This is a genomic window from Bacillus basilensis (genome assembly GCF_050630465.1).
Lineage (GTDB): Bacteria > Bacillota > Bacilli > Bacillales > Bacillaceae_G > Bacillus_A > Bacillus_A basilensis.
Window position 1 is genome coordinate 388,717 of record NZ_JBNTQO010000004.1, and the last position, 20,435, is coordinate 409,151.

Annotated in this window: 19 protein-coding genes and 1 other annotated feature; of the genes, 14 read left to right on the forward strand and 5 right to left on the reverse strand. The window is 37.1% G+C overall.

Annotation, left to right across the window (positions count from 1 at the left end):
- Positions 1 to 3 precede the first annotated feature (3 nt).
- Positions 4 to 813 carry a Cof-type HAD-IIB family hydrolase gene (locus ACQVV1_RS11355; RefSeq protein ID WP_063224624.1) on the reverse strand — a complete coding sequence of 270 codons (810 nt, stop codon included), beginning with the start codon at positions 811 to 813 and terminating at the stop codon, positions 4 to 6.
- Positions 814 to 1,304: 491 nt separating this feature from the next.
- Between ACQVV1_RS11355 and ACQVV1_RS11360 the strand changes: the two genes are divergently transcribed.
- Together ACQVV1_RS11360 and clpB are read left to right on the forward strand one after the other, a co-directional pair.
- Positions 1,305 to 1,484 carry a YjzC family protein gene (locus ACQVV1_RS11360; RefSeq protein WP_000531418.1) on the forward strand — a complete coding sequence of 60 codons (180 nt, stop codon included), beginning with the start codon at positions 1,305 to 1,307 and terminating at the stop codon, positions 1,482 to 1,484.
- A gap of 211 nt (positions 1,485 to 1,695) precedes the next feature.
- Positions 1,696 to 4,296, forward strand: a complete 2,601-nt coding sequence (gene clpB / locus ACQVV1_RS11365) for an ATP-dependent chaperone ClpB (RefSeq protein WP_431168887.1) — start codon at positions 1,696 to 1,698, stop codon at positions 4,294 to 4,296.
- Positions 4,297 to 4,333: 37 nt separating this feature from the next.
- On the opposite strand, the gene ACQVV1_RS11370 is transcribed toward clpB, so the two are convergent.
- Positions 4,334 to 4,516, reverse strand: coding sequence for a YjzD family protein (locus ACQVV1_RS11370; protein ID WP_063224622.1), 183 nt, complete (start codon positions 4,514 to 4,516; stop codon positions 4,334 to 4,336).
- 156 nt (positions 4,517 to 4,672) lie between these two features.
- Here ACQVV1_RS11370 and ACQVV1_RS11375 point away from each other — a divergent pair, with 156 nt between their 5' ends.
- The 7 genes from ACQVV1_RS11375 (at position 4,673) to ACQVV1_RS11405 (ending at position 10,757) form a co-directional block, all read left to right on the forward strand.
- Positions 4,673 to 5,407: a lipase family protein gene (locus ACQVV1_RS11375; protein WP_063224621.1), complete on the forward strand. Its 735-nt coding sequence runs from the start codon at positions 4,673 to 4,675 to the stop codon at positions 5,405 to 5,407.
- A gap of 29 nt (positions 5,408 to 5,436) precedes the next feature.
- Positions 5,437 to 6,309 (forward strand): NAD-dependent epimerase/dehydratase family protein, encoded by an 873-nt coding sequence (locus ACQVV1_RS11380; RefSeq protein ID WP_242250967.1) that lies wholly within the window; start codon positions 5,437 to 5,439, stop codon positions 6,307 to 6,309.
- A 53-nt stretch (positions 6,310 to 6,362) separates the two neighbouring features.
- The gene (locus ACQVV1_RS11385; protein ID WP_009879752.1) at positions 6,363 to 6,539 is read left to right on the forward strand and encodes a ComZ family protein; all 177 of its coding nucleotides are present in this window, start codon (positions 6,363 to 6,365) and stop codon (positions 6,537 to 6,539) included.
- Positions 6,540 to 6,771: 232 nt separating this feature from the next.
- Positions 6,772 to 7,704, forward strand: a complete 933-nt coding sequence (gene fabH / locus ACQVV1_RS11390; RefSeq protein ID WP_063224620.1) for a beta-ketoacyl-ACP synthase III — start codon at positions 6,772 to 6,774, stop codon at positions 7,702 to 7,704.
- Positions 7,705 to 7,735: 31 nt separating this feature from the next.
- Positions 7,736 to 8,974, forward strand: coding sequence for a beta-ketoacyl-ACP synthase II (gene fabF / locus ACQVV1_RS11395; RefSeq protein WP_000412643.1), 1,239 nt, complete (start codon positions 7,736 to 7,738; stop codon positions 8,972 to 8,974).
- A gap of 105 nt (positions 8,975 to 9,079) precedes the next feature.
- Positions 9,080 to 9,868 carry a DUF2268 domain-containing putative Zn-dependent protease gene (locus tag ACQVV1_RS11400; RefSeq protein WP_199677684.1) on the forward strand — a complete coding sequence of 263 codons (789 nt, stop codon included), beginning with the start codon at positions 9,080 to 9,082 and terminating at the stop codon, positions 9,866 to 9,868.
- A gap of 142 nt (positions 9,869 to 10,010) precedes the next feature.
- Positions 10,011 to 10,757 (forward strand): YjbA family protein, encoded by a 747-nt coding sequence (locus ACQVV1_RS11405; RefSeq protein WP_063260232.1) that lies wholly within the window; start codon positions 10,011 to 10,013, stop codon positions 10,755 to 10,757.
- Positions 10,758 to 10,913: 156 nt separating this feature from the next.
- On the opposite strand, the gene trpS is transcribed toward ACQVV1_RS11405, so the two are convergent.
- Together trpS and ACQVV1_RS11415 are read right to left on the reverse strand one after the other, a co-directional pair.
- Complete coding sequence (trpS, locus tag ACQVV1_RS11410; RefSeq protein ID WP_098557372.1) at positions 10,914 to 11,903, reverse strand: tryptophan--tRNA ligase; 990 nt, start codon at positions 11,901 to 11,903, stop codon at positions 10,914 to 10,916.
- 75 nt (positions 11,904 to 11,978) lie between these two features.
- Positions 11,979 to 12,195 (reverse strand) — a binding site (T-box leader).
- Between the two features lie 105 nt (positions 12,196 to 12,300).
- Positions 12,301 to 12,681, reverse strand: a complete 381-nt coding sequence (locus ACQVV1_RS11415) for a DUF3899 domain-containing protein (RefSeq protein WP_199677683.1) — start codon at positions 12,679 to 12,681, stop codon at positions 12,301 to 12,303.
- A 319-nt stretch (positions 12,682 to 13,000) separates the two neighbouring features.
- On the opposite strand from ACQVV1_RS11415, the gene ACQVV1_RS11420 reads away from it, so the two are divergent.
- The 5 genes from ACQVV1_RS11420 (at position 13,001) to ACQVV1_RS11440 (ending at position 18,692) form a co-directional block, all read left to right on the forward strand.
- Positions 13,001 to 14,632 (forward strand): peptide ABC transporter substrate-binding protein, encoded by a 1,632-nt coding sequence (locus ACQVV1_RS11420; RefSeq protein ID WP_063224614.1) that lies wholly within the window; start codon positions 13,001 to 13,003, stop codon positions 14,630 to 14,632.
- Between the two features lie 127 nt (positions 14,633 to 14,759).
- Positions 14,760 to 15,689: an oligopeptide ABC transporter permease gene (gene opp3b / locus ACQVV1_RS11425; RefSeq protein WP_063224613.1), complete on the forward strand. Its 930-nt coding sequence runs from the start codon at positions 14,760 to 14,762 to the stop codon at positions 15,687 to 15,689.
- Positions 15,686 to 16,702 carry an oligopeptide ABC transporter permease gene (gene opp3C, locus ACQVV1_RS11430; RefSeq protein ID WP_063224612.1) on the forward strand — a complete coding sequence of 339 codons (1,017 nt, stop codon included), beginning with the start codon at positions 15,686 to 15,688 and terminating at the stop codon, positions 16,700 to 16,702. The genes opp3b and opp3C overlap by 4 nt, the downstream gene beginning before the upstream one ends.
- An 18-nt stretch (positions 16,703 to 16,720) precedes the next feature.
- On the forward strand, positions 16,721 to 17,764 hold the full coding sequence (locus tag ACQVV1_RS11435) for an ABC transporter ATP-binding protein (protein WP_046958313.1): 1,044 nt from the start codon (positions 16,721 to 16,723) through the stop codon (positions 17,762 to 17,764).
- Positions 17,757 to 18,692, forward strand: coding sequence for an ABC transporter ATP-binding protein (locus ACQVV1_RS11440; protein ID WP_199677682.1), 936 nt, complete (start codon positions 17,757 to 17,759; stop codon positions 18,690 to 18,692). The genes ACQVV1_RS11435 and ACQVV1_RS11440 overlap by 8 nt, the downstream gene beginning before the upstream one ends.
- Before the next feature lie 131 nt (positions 18,693 to 18,823).
- On the opposite strand, the gene ACQVV1_RS11445 is transcribed toward ACQVV1_RS11440, so the two are convergent.
- Entirely contained in the window at positions 18,824 to 20,269 is a 1,446-nt protein-coding gene (locus ACQVV1_RS11445) for an MATE family efflux transporter (protein WP_242250969.1), read from the reverse strand.
- Positions 20,270 to 20,435: the final 166 nt, after the last annotated feature.

Sequence of the window (20,435 nt, forward strand, 5' to 3'; positions counted from 1 at the left end):
AGATTACAACCCAAGAACCTCTTCTAAATATAGTGCAATACCATCTTCTTCGTTCGTTAACGTCGTATGGTTTGCGAGTGATTTTAATTCAGGAATTGCATTCCCCATTGCGATGCCGTGACCAGCAAATTCAATCATTTCAAAGTCGTTATCTTCATCACCGAAAGCAATAATTCGTTCTTGTGGAATGTTGTAATGACTAGAAATTTTTTGTAATCCGACAGCTTTATTTAACCCACTTTTTACAATTTCAATAATCGGCCAAGGTGCGCCCCATTTTCTATGGTCAATTACTTCAGCATGCATATCAGTTAAGTGTTGACGAATTGCACTGGAATGCTCGTCATGTGCGTCTATTAATAAGCAAGTTGGATGATCGTTTAAAATATTTAATAAGTCTCCTGTAAAAATCTTTGGAGAACCGAATTCGAAAATATGTTTTTTATCTTCATCAATTTCACGAACATACACATCGTCCATTACTTCAGCGTATATATTTTTTACGCCAAAATCAAAGCAAGCTCGGACAATTTCTTGGGCTGTTGCTAGCTCAAGAGGAGAGTGATGTGTTCCCCACTTTGAATCAAGAGGGTGATGTACGTAAGCGCCATTAAAGTTTACGATTGGTGTATTAAGACCAAGTTCTTTATAGTAATCATAACTAGCGCGGAAGGGACGTCCTGTTGAAATAACGACAATATGTCCTTGTTCCTTTGCTTTTGCAATTGTATATTTCGTTCGAGTGGAAATTATTTTGTTGTCTGTTAATAATGTGCCGTCTAAGTCTAATGCGATTAAATGTTGTTTGTTCATAATTTCACCTCTTATAATAATTTTTTGTTTTTATCTGTATTTCCGTTTTTAATATGCAGAAATAAGAGGTTAGACTGGGTGAGATCACTAAAGATGGAAAGTTCACTATATATCCATCTTACGTCGCAAAGTGCTGCGGTGTCTACTATTTCTCGCTGGAAATTAAGAAAAGTCAACATCTTTTTAGAAAGTTCAAACAATGTTTCTTTCATTATGTATAAATTGTGAAAAGGGTTACATTGCTCGTATGATGATGCTTATAATGAACATGTAATCTTCTCGTATATGTTTGACTCTCCTTTGAAACTGGCCTATAGTAGGTTGGTTTCTTTTTTTCTACAAATAGGAAGGGAATCCCTGCTTTAAGCTTGTGTCATTCATGTATATGTACAAGAACGAAATGTAGTACTTGTTTCCTAAACATGACAGAAAAGCTTTCTTTTAAAATGGATATACTAATGAGGCAAAGACGTCATGGAAGGAGAATGGAAATGGGACAAAATCGCAGGTTTCGTTCTGGACAAAAAGCGCCGAATGATGGCATTTACGTAGAAATTGGTGAAACGGGAAGTATGGTGAAAGATCCGCAAATGGTAAAGTTAACTGCCGGTGACAAGTTTCCAGATAATACGAATCATAACCGTCAGTGGACATATAAAAGAAAACCGTAACAGAAGCCGCAATCGTTATTGCGGCTTTTTTGTCATCACACATTATAATTTCATTTACCGTATATTTTTCAGTCGTATCATGCATGCTCCCTTTTTCTTTTTCCAATAATAAGTTTGAAAATACATAATCAAAATTATTGTATAAAAAAGTCAGTTGGCGTATAATCAAATCAAAGGTCAAAGAAAGTCAAACATTTGGAGGACTGTAAAGATGGACTTAAATCAAATGACAACAAAAACACAAGAGGCGATTATGAGTGCCCAATCTTTAGCGGTATCTCATCATCATCAAGAAGTAGATACTGTTCATCTCTTGTTTACATTATTAGAAGAGCAAGATGGGTTAGCAGTACGTATTTTTCAAAAAATGAATGTCGATATAGAAGCGTTAAAACAAGGCGCCGAAAGTTTAATTAAGAAAAAGCCTTCTGTAACGGGAAGCGGTGCAGAAGCAGGCAAATTATATATAACAGGTGCTCTGCAACAACTACTTGTAAGAGCAGGAAAAGAAGCAGAGAAATTACAAGATGACTATATTTCAGTCGAGCATGTATTGCTTGCTTTTTCTGAAGAAAAAGGCGATATAAACCAATTATTCACAAGATTTCATATTACGAAAAATAACTTATTACAGTCTTTAATGACAGTTCGGGGGAATCAAAGAGTGACTAGTCAAAATCCAGAAGCAACTTATGAAGCGTTAGAAAAATATGGTCGTGATTTGGTGGCGGAAGTAAGAGCGGGGAAAATTGACCCTGTTATCGGGCGTGATAGTGAAATTCGCCGCGTCATTCGTATCCTTTCACGTAAAACGAAAAATAACCCGGTTTTAATTGGTGAGCCAGGTGTTGGTAAAACAGCAATCGTTGAAGGATTAGCGCAGCGTATTGTGAAAAAGGACGTACCGGAAGGATTAAAAGATAGAACAATCTTTGCGTTAGATATGAGTGCACTTGTAGCTGGCGCGAAATTCCGCGGTGAGTTTGAAGAGCGTCTGCAAGCTGTATTAAATGAAATTAAAAAGAGTGAAGGCCGCATTTTATTATTCATTGATGAACTGCACACAATCGTCGGCGCTGGTAAAACAGAAGGCGCAATGGACGCAGGGAATATGTTAAAACCAATGCTTGCGCGTGGTGAACTGCATTGTATCGGGGCGACAACACTAGATGAATATCGCAAATATATTGAGAAAGATCCAGCGCTAGAAAGACGTTTCCAACAAGTATTAGCAGAAGAACCAACTGTTGAAGATACAATTTCCATTTTACGTGGTTTAAAAGAGCGTTTTGAAATTTATCACGGTGTAAATATTCATGACCGCGCGATTGTAGCAGCATCTGTTTTATCAGATCGATATATTTCAGATCGATTCTTACCAGATAAAGCGATTGACCTTGTTGATGAAGCATGCGCAACAATTCGTACGGAAATTGATTCTATGCCAACAGAATTAGATGAAGTAACGCGCCGCATTATGCAGTTAGAAATTGAGGAAGCAGCTCTTGGAAAAGAAAAGGACTTTGGTAGTCAAGAACGTCTAAAAACATTGCAACGTGAATTATCGGATTTAAAAGAAATTGCAAGTGGTATGAGAGCGAAATGGGAGAAAGAAAAAGAAGATATTCACAAAGTTCGTGACTTACGTGAACATTTGGAGCGTCTGCGCCGTGAATTAGAAGAAGCAGAAGGTAACTACGATTTAAATAAAGCAGCGGAACTTCGTCACGGGAGAATCCCTGCTATCGAAAAAGAGTTAAAAGAAGCAGAAGAAATGGGCGCGCATAATAAACAAGAAAATCGTTTATTACGTGAGGAAGTAAGTGAAGAAGAGATTGCTGATATTGTTTCACGCTGGACTGGTATTCCTGTCGCAAAACTCGTTGAAGGTGAACGCGAGAAATTATTACGCCTAGAGCAAATTCTATCAGAGCGTGTAATCGGACAAGAGGAAGCGGTAAGCTTAGTATCAGATGCAGTTCTTCGTGCGCGTGCTGGTATTAAAGACCCGAACCGTCCAATTGGTTCCTTCATCTTCTTAGGACCGACTGGTGTTGGTAAAACAGAACTTGCAAAAACATTAGCGCAGTCTTTATTCGATAGTGAAGAGCAAATGATTCGTATTGATATGTCTGAGTATATGGAGAAACACGCTGTGTCACGCTTAATTGGTGCACCTCCTGGATATGTTGGATATGAAGAGGGTGGTCAATTAACAGAAGCAGTAAGACGTAAACCGTATTCCGTTATTTTGTTAGATGAAATTGAAAAAGCACATCCAGAAGTATTCAACATTTTATTACAAATGTTAGATGATGGACGCATTACAGATTCACAGGGTCGTACAGTAGACTTTAAAAACACGGTTATTATTATGACTTCAAACATTGGATCTGCTCATTTATTAGATGGTTTAGAAGCAGATGGCTCAATTAAAGAGGAATCAAGAGAACTTGTTATGGGACAATTAAGAGGGCATTTCCGACCAGAGTTTTTAAATCGTGTCGATGAAATTATTTTATTCAAGCCTCTTACAGCGAATGAAATTAAAGGTATTGTTGATAAAATTGTAAAAGAATTACAAGGTCGTTTAGATGATCGTCACATTACGGTAGAATTAACAGAAGCTGCGAAAGAGTTTGTTGTAGAAGCTGGTTTTGATCCGATGTACGGAGCTCGTCCGTTAAAACGATATGTACAGCGTCAAGTTGAGACAAAATTAGCACGAGAATTAATTGCAGGAACGATTACTGACAATAGTCATGTAGTTGTTGATGTAGCAAATAATGAGTTAGTCGTTTATGTGAAGTAAAATAAAAAAGAGTTCGGATAAAATCCGGACTCTTTTTTTAGTGTTGTTCTACTGGCTCGTTTGGAATTGCAGCTGCAATTGCTAGTACCAATACCGCAAGAACAACTGAGAAAATAGACGCTTGGTTAAAATCGTATGTACCGCCAGTCATAGAGCCGATTACATAGCTCATCATATGTACAAGCAAGAACGACCAAATTAATGCCCAAATGAAACGCATATTTTACACCTCTATTCGTTCAATCTGTCCTTATTGTAACACAATTGAAAAAAGAATATAGAAAAATATTTGTAGATTTTTCAACGCAAATTTGCATTCCGTTCATACATTATAAAAGAGTACTTTTATACGTTTAGAAAATAAGGCGGGGGAAAAATGAGTATTACGGAACGTTTTTTTTACTTAGAAAAAGAACCATGCGTCATTTATTTACCGGAGAAGCCAAATGGATTTTCTGTCATGCTTCTTGGTGATTACAACTACTTTATTGAGAATGGTACAAGTTTATGGACACAGCATGCGGGTAGATCTTATTTTTTAAATGGCCTTATTGAGAAAGGCTACACGGTCTTTTCTTCTAATTTATACGGAAGACACTGGGGAAACGACCAATCTGTTCGTCTAGCAAAACGCTTATATGATGTTGTATTGAGAAAAGAGACATTAAATGCGAAAATGCACATTATGGCAGATGGTATGGGTGCGCTTGTAGCACTTGAAATGATGAACAAATACCCTGAATGTATACGCTCTGTCATTATGTTAAATCCGTGTTTAGATTTACCAGAGTATGTGGAGTTTGAGAAAGAGCATAAGTTTTTTTACAAGAGGCTCGTGAAGGAATTAAGTTTGGCGTATGATTCCAAAGAAGAAGAATTAGAATCAAAAATAAATAAGAAATCATTTACGCTTCTTCCGTCTTGTGTACCTGTTAAAGTTTTCGTATCAACACAAGAAAAAAGAGGAAGAAAACAGCTGTTACGTAAATACGAGAAAATGAGGCAATTTAATCAATGCGATACTTCTGTCTTATTCCATCTGCAAGATGTGAAATATAAAATGGTTAGGCAAACGACTGATTTCTTTAAAAAATATGAAGAAGAATTGTGAAGCTCCCATATACATAAATGAGGAGCTATTTGTTTCAAGGAGAAAGGGTTGGTGGTATGGAGCGCGTACTAATTATAGGTGCACTTACATTTGTAGGTTATCACCTTGTGAATAAAATGATTGCAGAAGAAGTAGAAGTGTACGGTCTTGATTTTGATGAATTCGAGAATATGAAAAAAATTAATGAAGAGAAGTTATTGTTAATTGGGCGAAATGCGTTATTTACGTATTATTCGATAAGAGATGAAGATGGCTGGAAATCAGTAGAAGGAGAGAAGTTCGATACAGTTTACTTTTGTTTGTATGAACCAAATCAACAAAGCGGCTTTCGAAATGAAAGAGTTATATTGCAGTATTTAAAGCGAATTATAAGACTGTGTGAAGAGCATAAAGTGAAGTTAAATCTAATTTCTTCTATTGAAGTAGGAAACGCAGATGAATCCGAAAATAAACGTCTATTTTCAAGAGTGGAAGAAGGATTAAAAAAAGGAGAGGTACAATATAGTGTATTTCGAGTTCCTACATTATATGGACCATGGCAACCATCTTTTATGATGTATCATCAGCTTATTTTAGCAGAACTTGGTGAGAAAGAGTGCCTTTATGCGAGTGAGGAAAACGGAAGTGATTTACTATACGTTGAAGATGTATGTGAATGCTTATGGGAAAATGGAATGAACGAGGAGTATCTTGGCATATACAATTTACTTAGTGGTAAAAAGTCATTATGGAAAAAAGGTATGAACCTTTTACGTGCAGAGGATAAAGTAAATAAAGAGAATAAGGAAGAAAGAGATGAAGCTGTAGAGGTTATTTCGATAAAAAGAAATACCCCGTTAGAATACGGTTTAAATAAACAATTGGCACATATGAAAAAATATAAAGAGTTATACGAAGGATAGCGAGCGTGTTACACTATGTATGTGAAAGTTTTAATGGAGAGGAAGAACGTAATATGAATGAGAAAAGCATGCAATTTTTACAAATCGCAATGAAGCATTTACCAGAAGCAAAGGCCATTTTAGATGATAATGGAATTGCGCTTGATATGGAGAAAGCGCAGCCGGTGTTAGAGTTATTGATGAAAGTTATGAACGAAGCATATGAGCTTGGGAAAGCAGATCAAGAATAAAACCCTTCTTTTTTGAGGGGAGAGAGGCCCGAACCGTAAGTATAAGCGGTTCGGGCCTTTTTATATTTTGAAAAGACAGGGAAAGGTATTTTTCTGTTTCTTTTAATGAACAATAAAGTGAATAATGCGCTAGCTTTATGTTTTAGCTGAAATATATTCTAGACAAAAATACATTTATGTTTTAAAATTAGTACCAAGTCATAATAATTGATATAAAACGGAGGGCTGCGGTGTGAACGTGGGCATTTTAGGGATCGGAAGATATGTGCCAGAAAAAGTAGTCACAAATCACGATTTAGAGAAAATAATGGAAACATCCGATGAATGGATTCGTACGAGAACGGGAATTGCAGAAAGACGCATTGCCGATGATACAATAGATACTTCATATATGGCCGTAGAGGCTTCTAAAAAAGCACTTGAAAACGCAGGGATTAGCGGAGAGGATATCGATCTTATTTTAGTAGCAACAGTAACGCCAGATCGTGCTTTTCCAGCAGTAGCTTGTGTCATTCAAGAAGCAATTGGCGCAAAGCATGCAGCTGCAATGGATTTAAGTGCAGCATGTGCTGGTTTTATGTACGGAATGATTACAGCACAGCAATTTATTCAAACGGGAACTTATAAAAATGTATTAGTAGTTGGTAGTGATAAACTATCTAAAATTGTAGACTGGAACGATCGAAATACAGCAGTACTATTTGGGGACGGAGCCGGTGCTATCGTAATGGGAGCTGTTTCAGAAGGTAAAGGCGTTCTATCCTTTGAATTAGGAGCAGACGGAAGTGGCGGTAAGCATCTTTATCAAGACGAGTATGTTATGATGAATGGCAGAGAAGTCTTTAAATTTGCCGTTCGTCAACTTGGTGATTCTTGTCTTCGCGTTTTAGATAAAGCTGGTCTTACGAAAGAAGATGTGGATTTCTTAGTACCACATCAAGCGAACATTCGTATTATGGAATCCGCAAGAGAGAGATTAAATCTACCACAAGAAAAAATGAGTATGACAATTGAGAAGTTCGGTAATACATCAGCTTCTTCAATTCCAATTGCAATGGTAGAAGAATTGCAAAATGGACGTATTCAAGATGGTGATTTAATTATATTGGTTGGTTTTGGCGGCGGATTAACATGGGGAGCAGTCGCTCTTCGTTGGGGTAAATAAGGACTGAGAGAAAAAAAGGAGTGTATTTTGTATGGAAAAAAAGAGGGTCGTAATTACAGGACTAGGGGCTGTTACACCGATCGGTACAGATGTTGAAACAGCATGGGAAAACATTAAAAAGGGTGTATCTGGAATCGGACGACTTACAAGAATTGATCCAGAACTGTTTCCAGCAAAAGTAGCAGCAGAAATTAACGACTTTGAAGTCGAGAAATATATTGATAAAAAAGAAGCGCGCCGTATGGACCGCTTTACACAATATGCAGTAGCAGCAGCGAAAATGGCAGTTGCAGATGCAAAGCTTGAAATTACAGAAGAAAACGGACCTCGAATTGGTGTATGGATTGGTTCGGGTATTGGCGGTATGGAAACATACGAAGAACAATTTAAGATTTTTACTGAGAAAGGCCCGCGCCGCGTGAGCCCATTCTTTGTACCGATGATGATTCCAGATATGGCAGCAGGCCAAGTATCGATTGCAACAGGAGCAAAAGGAATTAACACTTGTTCTGTAACGGCTTGTGCATCTGGTGCAAACTCAATTGGTGATGCATTTAAAGCAATTCAGCGCGGTGATGCAGATGCAATGATTACAGGCGGAGCAGAGGCGCCGTTAACAAGTATGGCATTCGCAGGATTTAGCTCAGCGAAAGCATTAACATTTAATGAAGATCCAGCAACAGCTTGCCGTCCATTTGATAAAAATCGTAGCGGTTTCGTAATGGGTGAAGGTTCAGGTATTTTAATTCTTGAAGAATTAGAGCACGCATTAGCTCGTGGTGCTCACATTTACGCGGAAATTGCTGGTTATGGTGCAACTGGTGATGCATTCCATATTACAATGCCGGCTCCTGGTGGTGAAGGAGGCGTGCGTGCAATGCGTCAAGCGTTAGCTGATGCAGGTCTACAGCCAGAAGATATCGATTACATTAATGCGCATGGTACAAGTACGGATGCGAATGAAAAGTATGAAACGATGGCAATTAAAGAAACGTTCGGTGAGCATGCGTATAAAGTAGCGATTAGCTCAACGAAATCAATGACAGGTCACTTATTAGGAGCGGCTGGTGCTGTTGAAGCGATTTTCTCGATTAAATCAATTACAGACGGAGTAATCCCTCCAACAATTAACTATGAAACGCCAGATCCAGAATGTGACTTAGATTACGTACCGAATAAAGCGAGACAACAAGAAGTAAATGCAGTATTAAGTAACTCACTAGGGTTCGGTGGTCATAACGCAGTGTTAGTATTTAAATCGTATAAATAATAGATGGGATAAGGAGTTTTTTCGCAATATATTGCGAAAAAACTCCTTATTTATTTTACGTCTTTTTCTCTTTTTGCATATACATAAGAAAAAGGAGGGATAAAGATGGGGGTTATTGAAACAGCTGAGTGGTTACATCTATATTATGGACGGCCAGAAAAGCTTTGTGAGAAGTTTACGAAGTATATCCCGCTGCCAAAAGAAAGGTTGTATCGCTTTTTAATTTCTAAAGGTATGTATCGCCCGGTTATGCGAGGAGAACAGGAAATTAAAGAGTTAGAGAAAAAGGAAATTTGGAAAGAGTTACGTGCGGAGTATGAGAAACTAAAAAGTTGGTTAAAAGGTCCAGATGTCCCTGTCTTTATTTTATTATCAGATTCTTATAATCGAACTGTACAAGAAGAGTATAACGGCAGGGCTGGATTATCTATGCGTCACGTTATTTTCTTATTCGTATGTGGACGGAATTCGGTAGAAGAATTAAAAGTTTTATTGGCGCATGAATATCACCACATATGCAGGTTACATCAAATTGAGACGAAAGAAACAGAATATACATTGCTTGATACGATGATTATGGAAGGGCTAGCTGAGCAAGCAGTAACGGAAAGATATTCAGAAAAATACAATGCACCGTGGACGACGTATCTTTCAAAGGAAGAGGCTATGTATTATTGGAAAAATGTTGTACATGAAAGAATAAGTATAAAACGAGGAACAAGGGAGCACGACATCTTATTAAATGGACTTCATTCTTACCCGAAGATGCTTGGCTATGCACTTGGATTTCATATTGTCAAAGACTGTGTAGCTTTTGAAGGAGAAGATACACTTTCTTTATTATCTATAGATGCGAAAGAAATATTGAATAAAGCAAATACATTTCATATATAAAAAACAGGAGCTCTATTTCCTGTTTTTTTCGTATTAATAGAAGAAAAAATAATAATTAGAATATATTTCCTTAGGTGGAATAAAGTTAAGAAAAATTGAACATAATGATTGATACAAACAGTAGTGAAGTGAGGGGTAGTGAATGTTATATCTACATGATGTATGGGTAAATTGGTTTGAAGGTGAAGAGAATGGGTATAACGTTTGTCATTTTTACGAATGGCGAAAAGATGATACGATTGAACTATTAGATCAAGTGCCATTATTAAAAGTAGATTCCACATTATATCATTACATCGAGGACGAATTGTTAGAGCTTCCGCAAAAAATGTTGGAAGACGTACATCATAAGGCTTATATTCGTAAAAATCATGAACGTTTGCAGCAAGAGTATTGCTTTGTAGTTACAGATGGAAAAGGAATTATTGCGATCGACACAATTGGTTACAATGTGCCAATTCGAAAGAGCAGACTTATACCGCGCCAAGAGCAGATGGTATATGAGATGGTAGAAAACGTACAAGCAGAAAAGTATGAGTTCCAAGTAGAAGAAATGGAAAAAGAACATCATATTTTATCACCATCACCTTTCATTATGAATGGCTTAACTCGTAAAGAAAGACAGCTTAAACAATTATTATTTATGGCGTTAGATCAATTACATACAACGAAAAACACAGCAGAAATTCGCTATTGGTTCACAGAGTGGGATCCATCAGCATACGGAATGGTACAACATATGGAATTTGAAGATATTTGGGCTAAACTGTATGATGAAGCGAAAACAGGCTGGTCTGAGAAGCACGAACAATTATGCGAGCGTCTCGTAAAAGGACAGCCATTTTTTGAAAAGTTATGGGAAATGGAAAACGAGCAAAAGGTAAATTAAAAAAACCGCCAATTGGCGGTTTTTTTAATTGGTACAACTTAGCTCCGGCTCCTAGCCCTTCGCGTCTAAGAACCTTCCCCACGAGAAGGTAAAAAGCACCTTCTGTGGGAAAGAACCTTAGCCGTCAGGGCTAAGCAGTCGCCTCCGCTTTTTATGTTACCTACGTTTTCTGCTTAGTCCCATTGCGTTTTCTACTTTGCGTAGTTGCTTGAATGCAACGCGGTTTGCTTTTTCGGCACCTTTGTCTAGAATTTCGTCTAGTTCTGGTGAGCTGATTAGTTCGTTATATTTGTCTTGGATTGGACGAATTGCTTCTACGACTACTTGTGCTAGGTCGCCTTTGAAGTCTCCGTATCCTTTGCCTTCGTACATTGCTTCGATGTCTTCAACTGTTTTTCCAGAGAATGAAGAGTAGATTGTTAATAAGTTAGAGATACCAGGTTTGTTTTCTTTATCGAATTTCACGATACCTTCAGAATCAGTTACGGCACTCTTAATTTTCTTTTCAATTGTTTTTGGTTCATCAAGCATGCTGATCATTGATTTTGGATTTGGATCAGATTTACTCATTTTTTTCGTAGGTTCTGTTAGTGACATAACGCGAGCCCCTACTTTTGGAATGCGAATTTCAGGAATTGTGAATACTTCACGGAAGCGCTTGTTGAAACGCTCTGCTAGGTCACGTGTTAATTCCATATGTTGTTTTTGATCATCACCAACAGGTACGATTTCAGTGTTGTAAAGTAAAATATCAGCAGCCATTAATGGTGGATACGTTAGTAATCCAGCTGGAACTGAATCTCTACCTGATGCTTTATCTTTATATTGCGTCATACGCTCTAATTCTCCAACGTAAGCAACTGATTGCATAATCCATCCTAGTTGAGCGTGTGCTGGCACTTCTGACTGTACAAATAAAGTAGCTTTTTCAGGATCGATACCGCATGCTACATAAAGTGCAGCAAGACTGCGGATATTTTTACGAAGTTGTACGGGATCTTGAGGTACTGTAATCGCATGTTGGTTTACAATACAGAAATAACAGTCGTGTTCATTTTGAAGCTCTGTAAATTGCTTCATAGCTCCTAAATAGTTTCCAAGTGTAATCGTTCCACTCGGCTGAATACCAGAAAAGATAACTGACATAAGTAATTCCTCCTAAATTTGAATGCGTGATGGGGGAAGAGAAGGCAAACAAAAAAGCCCATTCATCCCAAAAACTATAGGGACGAATGGACCGCGGTACCACCCTAATTATTTCACTACTGTGAAATCTCTCTAATCCATAATAACGTTTGGATATAACGCCAAAGCCTACTACTTTCGGTTCGGTTTGGTGCTCAAAAGCCCATTCCACATTGTACAATTACTTGTTCACACCAGCCACAAGCTCTCTGAAATTGCCTCAATATGTACTCTTCTTTATCATCGCATACATATAAATTTATTTATTGTTACCTGAGCTCTTTTAATATGAAAGAACTAAAGTTTTATAACAAAATGTTTTGCTGATTATTATATCATATGGGATAGTGTTTGCAAACTACATCAAAATAGTAAAGCTAATGAGAGTCGAGAACAGCCCAAGAACGATACCGGTAATGCAAATTGGATACGTCCATTTGAATGAATATGTTTTATAAATACGTTCTTTCTTATCGGTAGGTTCCTCTACTTCTTCAATTAAAGAGTCAATTTTTTTGTTCGTACCAAATACTCTTTGGAAAGCGTAAATTGTTACGTTAAAAAATCCATTTTGAAATATGAATAAAAAACCGCCTATAAGAATAAAAAATAGTGCGATATAAAACGAGATGTTGACAAAATTCAACAAAAATTGCGATGAAACGAGGAATGCGCCAATACTAGAAGCGATTATCGCTATGAAAATTAGTATACAAGTATGAAAAAAAACTTTATTCAAAATGTTCCCCTCCGTCAAAATATTACTAGAATTATTATACTATAAAAGCTATAATATGTACTAGAATTAATTTTTTGAAAATTATACGCAATTAAAGGTCTGATTTCAAGATGATAGTAGCAATGTTAACGTATCCCTTTACAAAAAAATTAAAAAATAAACATTTTATTAAAAATTTTAACAAAAAAACAAAAAACTATATTCACAATTGTTATATTATATGTATAATGAAAATTGTAGAAACTTGGAGATTATTCTTTCAATTCTACTTTTTTACAAGTGAGGGTACAGGAAGTGCAATTAGGGGAGGTAACACAACATGAAGAAAAAGATACCGTTAATACTTGCATCGACGTTGACAGTCAGTATGTTAGGGGCTTGTAGTTACCAAAAAGAGGATAATAAAGCAGGCGCAAAAGAAAAATCCTCAAATAAGCAAGTTTTAAATCTAACTGAGACAGCTGAAATTCCAACTATGGATACGACGTTATCGACAGATGCAACATCTTCTAACATCATGAATAACACAATGGAGGGATTATATCGTCTGGGGAAAGACGATAAACTTGTTCCAGGTGTCGCTAAATCTTATGAGAAATCAGAGGATGGCAAAAAGTATGTATTTAAGTTACGTGAAGATGCGAAATGGTCTAATGGTGAACCTGTAACAGCGAAAGACTTCGTTTATTCTTGGAGAAGAGCTGTAGATTCCAACACGGGTGCCAAGTTTGCTTACATACTATTTGATGTTAAAAATGCGGAGAAAGTTAACAAAAAAGAATTGCCAGTTGAAGAACTTGGTGTAAAGGCAATTGATGATCATACACTTGAAGTGGAATTAGATAACCCTGTTCCTTATTTTGTAAGTTTAACAGTCTATCCAACATTGTATCCTTTGAATGAGAAATTTGTAACAGAACAAGGAGCGAAATTTGGATTAGAATCCAATACGACACTTTACAATGGTCCATTCGTATTAAATGAATGGAAGCATGAACAAAGTTTCCAACTTAAGAAAAATCCAACGTATTGGGAAAATAAAGAAGTAAAACTTGAGGAAATAAACTTCAATATTGTTAAGGATCGTTCAACTGCTATAAATTTATATGAAACGAAAGCAATTGATCGTGTAGTGTTAACATCAGAGTTTGTAGATAAATACAAATCAGATGCTGATTTCAAAACGATTAAGAGACCATCTACACAATTTATTCGCTTAAATGAAAAGAATAAATTTTTAGCAAATAAAAATATCCGAAAAGCAATTGCAATGTCCTTTGAACGTGAAAATATCGGAAAAGTTATCTTAAACGATGGTTCAGAGGGTATATATGGTTTTGTTCCGAAAGGCTTAGCAAAAGGTCCGAATGGAAAAGACTTCCGTGAAGAAAACGGAAAGCTTATAAAAGAGGATATTAAAGAAGCTCAAAAATACTGGGAAGCTGGTAAAAAAGAACTTGGTGTAGACAAAGTAGAGTTAGAGCTATTAAACTTTGATACTGATGATGCGAAAAAAATCGGAGAGTACTTAAAAGGCCAATTTGAAAAGAACTTACCAGGTTTAACAGTTCCAACTAAAATGCAGCCATTTGCACAAAAATTAAAACTTGAAGCAAGTGGAGATTATGCAATGTCATATGCGGGATGGAGTCCAGATTATATGGATCCAATGTCATTCCTTGAAATGTATACGACAGGTAATGCACAAAACAAAGTAAATTATGCAAATCCAGCATATGATGATTTAATTAAAAAAGCAAAAACAGAAGTTGATGTACAAGCTCGCTGGGATGCTCTATTAAAGGCAGAAAAACAACTGCTTGAAGATGCAGCGATAGCTCCAGTATATCAACCAGGAAAAGCTTATTTACAACGCCAATCTATTACAGGTCTATTAGAACATAAATATGGCGGGGAATTTAGCTATAAGTGGGTTGAACTCAAAAACTAAAAATGGTTTCCATCATGAATAAGGGTATATGCCTATGATGGGCATGTGCTCTTATTTTTAAAAAATAAAAGTAAGAATATTTTAAACTATCTTATTGCTTTTGAGAAAAACGGGGAGGTGCTTGACTATGGGACGTTATGTATTAAAACGTTTCGTGTACATGGCTTTGACATTATTTTTAATTACTACACTGACTTTCTTTTTGATGAAATTACTTCCGGGTTCTCCGCTTAAAAACCAGGAGAAGTTATCACCGGCACAAAAAGAAATCATTCTTGAAAAATATGGTTTAAATGATCCAGTGCCAGTTCAATATGCACGTTACTTAGGTAACTTAGCAAAAGGTGATTTAGGGGTATCATTCCAATATGATAACCGTCCAGTAACAGATATGATTGTGGATCGCATTGGACCATCAGCACAACTTGGTTTACAAGCGATTATATTAGGAACATTTATCGGTTTAATTTTAGGAATCATTGCGGCACTTCGTAACAATACGTGGGTCGATTATGGGGCGACAATTATTTCCGTACTCGGGATGTCGGTACCATCGTTCGTATTCGCCGCATTACTACAATATTTCGTAGGGGTAAAACTTGGATGGTTCCCAGTAGCATTCTGGAAAGGACCAGAGTTTACAGTAATGCCTACAATCGCTTTATCGATGGCAGTTATCGCAACAATTGCACGTTTCGCTCGTGCGGAGTTGATTGAAGTTATGCAAGCTGACTACATTTTAACAGCGAAAGCGAAAGGAATTAGCCAAGGCGTTATCATTATCAAACACGCACTTCGCAACGCGTTAATTCCAGTTGTAACAATTTTAGGACCAATGGTTGCAGGATTAATTACAGGTACATTAGTTATTGAGCAAATTTATGCTGTACCAGGACTAGGGGAACAGTTCGTTAAATCTATTACAGTGAATGACTATACAGTTATTATGGGAACTACAATTTTCTATAGTGCGATTTTCATCTTAGTTATTTTCATTGTTGATATTTTATACGGAATTATTGATCCTCGTATTCGTTTAGCGGGAGGGAAAAAATGATGAAAGATGTACAAAAATTATCTCCAGATTTATTTCAACAAGCCAATCAAAATAATGTTGATAATGAAGTCATTGCCCGTCCAAGCTTAACGTTTTGGCAAGATGTAAGAAGACGTTTGTTCCAACATAAAGGGGCAATGTTCGGTTTAGTTTTATTAGCGCTTATTATCTTACTAGCAATTTTAGGACCGATGGTAAGTAAGCATTCGTATAAAGAGCAAGACTTAGGTCGTGCGAAATTACCACCGAAAATTCCAGTTATTGAAAATGTTCATTGGCTACCATTTGACGGTACAGATCAATATGGCGTTGACCAATATGAAAAACGTGATATTAAAGAGTATTTCTGGTTTGGTACAGATGATCTTGGCCGCGATTTATGGACAAGAACATGGGAAGGTACACGTGTATCGTTATATATCGCTCTTTTAGCAGCAGCGATTGACTTAGTAATTGGGGTTGCTTATGGAGGTATTTCAGCGTTCTATGGCGGTAGAGTAGATAACATTATGCAACGTGTTATGGAGATTATTAACGGTATTCCATACTTAATCATCGTTATTTTAATGGTAATCATTATGGGATCTGGTATATGGTCAATTACACTCGCAATGGCAATTACAGGTTGGATAGGGATGTCGCGTATCGTTCGTGGACAAATCCTAAAATTAAAAAACCAAGAATATGTATTAGCATCTCGTACATTAGGTGCAACAAATACACAATTAATTGTAAAACACTTAATCCCGAACGTAATGGGACCAATTATCGTAATGACAATGTTTACAATTCCAACAGCGGTGTTTGGTGAGGCGTTCTTAAGCTTCATCGGTTTAGGTATTCAGCCACCATTCGCATCACTTGGTTCTCTTGTAAATGACGGTTATAAATCAATTCAAACGTATCCACATATGATGTTCATCCCAGCGGTTGTCATCAGTATGTTAATCTTAGCATTCAACTTAATGGCAGACGGATTACGCGACGCGTTAGATCCAAAAATGCGTAAGTAAAAGAGGGGAGAAGTAAAAATGAAAACATTGCTAGAGGTAAAAGATTTGCAAGTCTCCTTTGATACACATGCAGGTGAAGTACAAGCTGTACGCGGTGTTACTTTTGATTTGAAAAAAGGAGAAACATTAGCGATTGTAGGAGAATCTGGTTCTGGGAAATCAGTTACTTCTAAAGCGTTAATGGGATTAATTCCGAATCCTCCAGGTCGTATTAAAAACGGTGAAATCATATTTGAAGGTCGTGACTTAACGAAATTAACAGAAAAAGAAATGCAACAAGTGCGCGGTAAAGATATCGCGATGATTTTCCAAGATCCAATGACATCATTAAACCCAACGATGACAATTGGAAATCAAATTATGGAAGGCCTTATTAAACACCAAGGAATGAGTAAAGCAGATGCACGTAAAGTTGCATTAGAATTAATCGACCTTGTAGGTATTCCAAATCCGGAAGCGCGCTTAAAACAATATCCTCACCAATTCTCAGGTGGTATGAGACAGCGTGTAGTTATTGCGATGGCGTTAGCTTGTAACCCAAAATTATTAATTGCCGATGAGCCGACAACAGCGCTAGACGTTACAATTCAGGCGCAAATTTTAGAGCTTATGAAAGACATTCAGCAAAAAACAGAAGCGGCAATCATTTTCATTACGCATGACTTAGGTGTAGTGGCAAACGTTGCTGATCGCGTGGCAGTTATGTACGCTGGTAAAGTTGTTGAAATCGGAACTGTAGATGAAATTTTCTACAATCCAAAACATCCGTACACTTGGGGCTTAATTGCATCTATGCCAAGTTTAGATGGTTCAGAAGAAGAGCTATATGCAATCCCTGGAACGCCTCCAGATTTATTGAAGCCGCCAAAGGGAGATGCTTTTGCACCACGTAACCCACAGGCACTGAAAATTGATTTTGAAATGGACCCACCTTTATTTAAAGTAAGTGATACACACTATGCGGCAACTTGGTTACTTCACGAGCAAGCTCCAGAAGTAAAACCGCCGGCAGTCGTTGAAAAACGCATTCTTCAAATGAAAGCAGGTGAACAACATGACTAAACAACGTGAGAAATTAATTGAAGTAAAAAATGTAAAGCAGCACTTCGACGTGAGTGGTGGTGTTGTCAAAGCGGTTAATGATATTTCATTTGATATTTACCGCGGAGAAACATTTGGTCTTGTAGGAGAATCAGGTTGTGGTAAATCGACAACTGGAAGAACGATTATTCGTTTATATGATGCAACTGCTGGTGAAGTATTGTTCGATGGTGAAAATGTACATGGTAAAAAATCACGCGCAGAACTGAAGAAGTTCAACCGTAAAATGCAAATGATTTTCCAAGATCCATATGCATCATTAAATCCTCGTATGACAGTAGGGGATATTATCGCAGAAGGTATTGATATTCACGGATTAGCAAAAGGCAAAAAAGAGCGTATGGAACGTGTTCATGAGCTGTTAAATACAGTTGGTTTAAATAAAGAGCACGCAAACCGTTTCCCGCATGAATTCTCAGGTGGACAACGTCAACGTATCGGTATCGCACGCGCACTTGCTGTAGAACCTGAATTTATCATTGCCGATGAGCCAATCTCAGCACTTGACGTATCAATCCAGGCGCAAGTTGTAAACTTACTGAAAAAGTTACAAAAAGAAAAAGGTTTAACATACTTATTCATTGCCCATGATTTATCAATGGTAAAATACATTAGTGACCGCATTGGCGTAATGTATCGTGGTCAAATCGTTGAGCTAACAACAAGTGATGAGTTATATGCGAATCCAATTCATCCATATACAAAATCACTATTATCAGCAATTCCACTTCCAGATCCAGATTATGAGCGTAATCGTAAACGTATTGTATACGATCCGTCACAGCATGATTATGGTAGTGAAGCACCAACAATGCGTGAAATTCGCCCAGGACATTTCGTGTTATGTTCTGAAGCGGAATATAAGAAATATAAAGAGATTTATCAATAATCAAAAGAGCCATTCTTCCGTTACAGAAGGATGGCTCTTTTTCTACTATATAAACAGTTGTATTGTTAACATTTGTTGGTAAGTGAATATAAATGTTATTTACCAATGAATTCATCTTGATTAAACGAGTGTTATTGCACCTGAACAGAAACAGTCTCTTCTTTTTCTTCAGGTGTAACGAGTGCATAACGCTCCCATGCTCTGCTTTTCCAGCGGAAGAACATAATAATGGCACGCGTCCATTCGTCAATAGCAATCGCTAGCCAAATACCAATGAGCCCCATATCTAAATGGAAGGCGAAAAAGTAACCGAGTGGTAAACTCATTAACACCATAGAGAATGCACCGATTAAAACTGGGTACTTTGCATCACCAGCTGCACGAAGTGAATTGATGATAACGATGTTCATCGTACGTCCCGTTTCAAGTAGTACACTTAGTAAAAGAACTGACGCACCTAATGTAATAATGTGCGGATTATCTGTAAATAGCCCCATTAATTGTGTGCGGAATGTAATAACGAGAGCAACCATACATAAAGTGACTCCAATTGCCCATTTTACACTTTTCCATACACGTTCATACGCTTCATCTTTTTCACCACCGCCAACGAGGCGCCCGATAATAATTGCTGTTCCCATACCGATTGCAATAGCGAATAAATAAGTAAACATAGAGATGTTAGTAGCGTATTGTCTAGCCGCTAATGATTCTGTTCCTAAGTATGTTGCATAGTATAAGAAGACAATTTGGCAAGCTTGATACATAACCTGCTCAAATGCAGATGGAATCCCGATCTTTAAAATTTTCCCGATGTATTCTTTTGATAAGGTGAAGTAATATTGTAATTTCACACGGTATTCCATAACGCGGTACAGTAACCAGAAGAAAACGATAAGTGCGATTAGCCTGCTGACAGCAGAAGAAATGGCAGCCCCTTGTACACCGAGTTCTGGAAAACCGAATTTCCCGAAAATGAGTACGTAGTTTCCAGCGATATGAATAATATTCATTCCAAGTGAAATAAACATCGCTTGCTTTGTGAAGCCATGTACGCGGATAATTGCGGCTAATGAATTAATAATAGCTTGAAGGAAAATAGCTCCTCCGACGATAGATAAATAGCTTTGTGCATACATGAGTACATCGCCTTGTAAGTTCATTGCCATCATCATATGTTTTGAAAATAAAAGAAAACCAGCGCTTATAACGAGTCCGACCACTAAATTTAATGTGACGGCTAAAGCTGATATTTTAGATGCTTCCATAAAACGTTTGGAACCGAGGTATTGAGATACGACGATAGCTGCGCCGTTCCCGATGACTTCTAGTACCAAAATAGCGATATGGAGATATTGATTCGCTGCACCAACCCCAGATACAGCATCGTCTGATAATGCACTTAACATGAAAGTATCAGCGATCCCCATTAACATAAATAGAAAAACTTCTAGAAAAATAGGCCATGTTAATAAGAATAAACTTAGTTTCTCAGTAGGCCCGTTTTTTGCCTGAATTGCTGTCATGTCCGTCCCCTCTTTACCGATATCTATTTTTAGCAAAGTGTATCGTAACATACTTTCTTATCCTTTGCACTCATTTTAACCTACATATCTTTATTATGAAGGGAGCGCTATTTTATGATAAAAAGAGAAGGATAATTATGCGAAAAGTATTATGAGATATAAATTTTGTTTTTCTCTGATAATTTAGAAAAATATAAAAATAACTATTTTCAACGCT